The organism is Mesorhizobium sp. M7A.F.Ca.ET.027.03.2.1, from assembly GCF_003999175.1.
Lineage (GTDB): Bacteria > Pseudomonadota > Alphaproteobacteria > Rhizobiales > Rhizobiaceae > Mesorhizobium.
The window spans coordinates 1-4,749 of sequence record NZ_RZOM01000437.1 but is presented as its reverse complement, the minus strand read 5'-3'; the positions used below and the strand labels follow the sequence as shown (position 1 = coordinate 4,749).

Here is a 4,749-nt window from a genome sequence, read left to right as displayed (position 1 = left end):
GAAGATTTCGACCTCGACTGATGTGCCTGGCTCGGCCAGATCGGCGCGCAGCATGCCGAGCGCGATCGACTTGTCGACCCGGTGGCCCCAACCGCCGGACGTCGTCTCGCCGACGATCTTGCCGTCATGCCACAGCGTCGACACCGAAGGGGCGTCGCAGTCGCCCGGGTTCTCTATAACCAGCGTGACGAAGCGCTTCTTCACGCCTTGCTGCTTTTCGTTCTGGAGTGCAGCCTTGCCACGGAAATCGGGCTTGTCCCATTTGACGAAGCGCTCCAGCCCGCCCTGCAGGATCGAATAGTCGGTCGACAGGTCGCCCTTCCAGGTGCGGTAGCCTTTTTCAAGCCTGAGCGAATCCAACGCATACATGCCGAATGGCTTCAGCCCATGCTGCTGGCCTGCCGCGCAGACGGCGTCGAAGATGGCGGCGGTGTCGTCCACCCTGGTGTGGATTTCCCAGCCGAGTTCGCCGGCGAAGGAGACGCGCACAAGCTTCGCCCAGCGGCCGGCGATCTTGGTTTCCTGATGCGTCAGCCATGGCAGAGTGAGGTCGGCTTCGCAGACATCAGTGAGGATTTTTCGCGAGTTCGGGCCGGCCAGGATCTGGGTCGAGAATTCCTCGGTCCGGTCGATCAGCCTGAACGGCGCATCCTTGGGCATGCGCGACTTCAGCCATTCGAAATCATGCCACTGCGCGACCGCCGCGGTGATCAGCGTCATCAGGTTCTCGTCGTGACGCACCACGGACATTTCGGTGACGATGCGGCCTTTGTCGTCGGCGAAATAGACGAGACCGATGCGGCCTGGCTTCGGCACCAGCCCGGTGACCTGCAGGCTCAGCCATTCGGCGGCACCCGGACCGTCGAGGTTGAAGCGCGAGAAGCCCGGCAGGTCCAAAATGCCGGCGGCATCGCGCACGGCCAGGCACTCCTCGCGCACACGATGATGCCACGGTCCGTCGCGGCGGAAGGTCAGCGTGGCTTCCTCGGAAATTTCATCGCCGTCTTGTGCGTACCAGGTGGCCCGCTCCCAGCCATTGTAGGCGTCGAAGCGGCCGCCGAGCGCCTTGATGCGATCATGGATCGGCGACAGCTTGCGGTCGCGCCCTTCCGGCCAGGCATGGCGCGGGAACTGGATGGCATACTCGTTGCCGTAGATCTCCATGCCCTTGGCGACGCAATAGTCCGGCGCCGAGGCAAAGGAGGTGAAGCGGCGCGGGTCGCACGACCACATATCCCATTCGGTCTGGCCCTCTGTCACCCATTCGGCCAGCACCTTGCCGGCGCCGCCACCCTGGGCAATGCCGAAGGTGAAGACGCAGGCCTCGAAGGCATTGGGAACGCCGGGCATCGGGCCGATCAGCGGATTGCCGTCCGGCGTGTAGGGGATCGGCCCGTTGATGACCTTGGACAGGCCGGCGGTGCCAAGGATCGGCACGCGGGCGACGGCATCGGCCAGATAATGTTCCAGCCGGTCGAGGTCGTCGGGGAACAATTGAAAGGAAAAATCCTCCGGCATCGGGTCGTTGTGGCTGGCCCAATGCGCGCGGCAATTGCGCTCATAGGGGCCGAGATTCATGCCGTTCTTCTCCTGGCGCAGATAGTAGGAGGTGTCGACGTCGCGCAGCAGCGGCAGTTTCTTGCCCTGTTCCTTCGACCATGCCGCCAGTTCGGGAATCTCCTCGAACAATATGTACTGATGGCTCATCACCATCATCGGCACGTCGCGGCCGAACATCCGGCCGACTTCGGCGGCGCGGTAGCCGGCGGCATTGACGACGATCTCGCAGCGGATCTCACCTTGCGCCGTCTCGACCACCCACTCGTCGTTCTCGCGGCGCACGCCTGTGACCGGGCAGAAGCGGATGATCTTCGCGCCCATGTCGCGCGCGCCCTTGGCCAGCGCCTGGGTGAGCTGCGCCGGATCGATGTCGCCGTCGCTCGGGTCGTAGAGCGCGCCTTTCAAATCATGCGTCTCGATGAAGGGATAGCGGCGCTGGATCTCGTCGACGCCGACAATGTCGATGTCCATACCCTGGTAGCGGCCCATGCCCTTGGCGCGCTGAAATTCCTGCATGCGCTCTTTCGTGTGGGCAAGGCGCAGCGAGCCGGTGACGTGATAGTTCATGGGATAGTCGACTGCGTCGGCCAGCCCGCGATAAAGCTCGGTCGAATAGCGCTGCATGTTCATCAGCGACCAGGACGAGGAGAAAGTCGGCACGTTGCCGGCGGCATGCCAGGTCGAGCCCGAAGTCAGCTCGTTCTTTTCCAAGAGCACGCAGTCGGTCCAGCCCGCCTTGGCGAGATGGTAGAGCGCGGAAGTGCCGACGGCACCGCCTCCGATGATCACCACGCGCGCCGTGCTCGGCAAACCCGCCATGTTCTTCTCCAAACTTGAACTCAATAGACGGGTGGTGAAACCACCCAGATGACAATTGCAGGCTCCGCGCCCGGATTGCGCCAGCGGTAAGGCTTGCCTTCAAAGCGAAAGGAGTCGCCTTCGCCAAGCCGATGCCAGACACCTCCGATCTCGATGTCGAACAGCCCGGAGGCGACGTATCCAGCTTCCTCGGTCGGCCGCTGCGCCTCGGCCTTCAGTTCCGCGCCCGGCGCGAAGACCGAACGCACCATCTCGAAGCTACCGCCGAGATCGGGCGACAGAAGCTCCTCCACCAGGCCGGATTCGCTTGTGCCAAGCGTGCGGCGCCTGCCACCGCGCACGACCACGCCGCGCTCGCTTTCGACAGGTACGTCATGGCTGAAGAACAGGCTGATCGGCACGCCGAACAGTTCGGCGAAGGCTCGGAGGTCACCGAGCGATGGCGTCGACAGACCGCGCTCGACCTGGCTGACCCAGCCGACCGAACGGCCAAGCTTCGAGCCGATCTCGGCGAGTGTCAGCGCGCGCGCCTTGCGCAGGGCCCTGATATCGCCGGCCAGCACGCGTTCGTCAGGTACCTGCAATGTTCTAGCGGTAGTCGAAGGCAAAGCACTCACTTTATGAAAAAATCTGGCCAAATTTCATGAGAAGTCAAGCTCATGAAAAAATCAAGTAGATTTTCACGGATGCACAAGATTTGCTTGCGCGATTTTGACGGTTCATGCAAAGGCTCCGCCGAGAGCGGCGAGTGGGGACGTCCGATCGAGACAAAGGGTAAGGGACGGCCCATGCTGGAAAATAACCCCCGAATTCCGGGCGATGCCGAGATTGTCGACGAGGCGATCCTGTCGCGCCGTTCGGTGCGCGCATTCCTGCCCGACATGGTCGACGACGAAACCATCCGCGCCATTCTGTCGGTTGCGGCGCGTGCCCCATCCGGCACCAACATGCAGCCATGGAAGGTCTATGTCACCAAGGGCGAGAGCAAGCAGCGGATATCAGACGCCATTCTCAATTCCGGCATTCGCGCTGAAAAAGCTGATTGGGACGAGTACCGGTATTATCCCACGCAGTTCTTCGAGCCGTATCTGACCCGCCGCCGCGCCAACGGTTTCGGCCTCTATGGCGCGCTCGGGATCGGTCGTCGCGAGGTCGACAAGATGCGCGCCCAGCACGACCGCAACTTCGTCTTCTTCGACGCCCCGGTCGGCATGATCTTCACCATCGACCGCCGCCTCAACCAGGGCTCATGGATCGACTACGGCATGTTCCTGCAGAACATCATGGTCGCAGCAAGAGGCAGGGGTCTGCACACCTGTCCGCAGGCGGCCTTCGCGCCCTATCACCGGCAGATCAGGCCGGTGCTCGACATTCCGGACGAAGAGATCGTCGTCTGCGGCATGGCGGTTGGTTACGAAGATACGTCAAAACCTGAGAACGCCTTCCGCACCGACCGCGTGCCGCTTGAAGAGTGGGTCACGTTCAGCGAATAAGCCAGCCAGCCTCATTCGGTGTTCATCTGTGCGCCGTGGCCACTGACATGGGCACCGTCCTGTGGCGTCAGCTTGAGGTAGGCAAGCAGCGCGCAGAGCGTGATGATGCCCTCGATGACGAACAGGATGCGGAAATCGTCGGCGACGGCCGCACCGCCGCCGGCCAGAAATGACAATGCCGCCGCAGCCAGGCCGACGCTGATCGCCACCGCCAGCTGCCACAATATGTAATAGAGCGCGCTGAAGCGGGCGAGCTGCTCGGGCGCGATGTCGGAATAGGCGAGATTGCCGGTCGAGGCCCATTGCGCGGAGCGGAAGACGCCGAAGACGAAGATGTAGGTCAGCACGATCCACACCGGCGTCGTCGCCTGCATCAAGGCGAAGCCGGCGACCATCACGGCGACGATCGGGGTGTTGTAGACCAGCACGCGGCGAAAGCCGAAACGGTTGAGGACACGCGGCATGAAGAAGCGCATGGCCACGGAGCCGACCGCGGCGACGAAGGTCAGCGATCCCGCCTGCACCGCGCTCATGCCGAAGCCGAGCTGGAACATCAAGGGCAGCAGGAACACCACCGAACTGAGGCCGATCGTGTCCAGCCCGCCGCCGGTGAGGAACGAAATGCGGAAGGTACGGATGCGCAACAGCTTGAGATCGAGCAGCGGATTGCGCACGCGCAGGCAGTAGAACGAGGCGATGGTCAGGATGACCAGCGCCAGCGCCAGTTCTGCGGCGATGATGCCGCCCGCGGCATCCTTGGCAGCAAGCGAATCCATGCCGAAGACGAGCAGCACCATGCCGCTGCCGACCAGCAGGAAGCCCGGAAAATCGAACGGCGTGCGCACGGGCTTCCTGCTGGTCGGCAGCGGCATGGTGC

4 protein-coding genes are annotated in these 4,749 nt (G+C 63.0%); 1 reads left to right on the top strand and 3 read right to left on the bottom strand.

What is annotated here, in order from left to right:
• On the bottom strand, positions 1-2,379 hold a 2,379-nt coding region (locus EN750_RS19090; protein ID WP_145967769.1), incomplete at its 3' end, for an FAD-dependent oxidoreductase.
• Between the two features lie 20 nt (positions 2,380-2,399).
• Positions 2,400-2,963: an XRE family transcriptional regulator gene (locus tag EN750_RS19085; RefSeq protein ID WP_127397333.1), complete on the bottom strand. Its 564-nt coding sequence runs from the start codon at positions 2,961-2,963 to the stop codon at positions 2,400-2,402.
• A 204-nt stretch (positions 2,964-3,167) separates the two neighbouring features.
• Here EN750_RS19085 and EN750_RS19080 point away from each other — a divergent pair, with 204 nt between their 5' ends.
• The gene (locus EN750_RS19080; RefSeq protein ID WP_164873834.1) at positions 3,168-3,872 is read left to right on the top strand and encodes a nitroreductase; all 705 of its coding nucleotides are present in this window, start codon (positions 3,168-3,170) and stop codon (positions 3,870-3,872) included.
• Between the two features lie 11 nt (positions 3,873-3,883).
• On the opposite strand, the gene EN750_RS19075 is transcribed toward EN750_RS19080, so the two are convergent.
• Positions 3,884-4,749, bottom strand: an 866-nt coding sequence (locus tag EN750_RS19075; RefSeq protein ID WP_127397331.1) for an MFS transporter, incomplete at its 5' end; no start/stop codon positions are given.

Coding starts and splice junctions, on each gene's coding strand:
- EN750_RS19080 (WP_164873834.1), top strand. CDS start 3,168: ATGCTGGAAAATAACCCCCGAATTCCGGGCGATGCCGAGATTGTCGAC.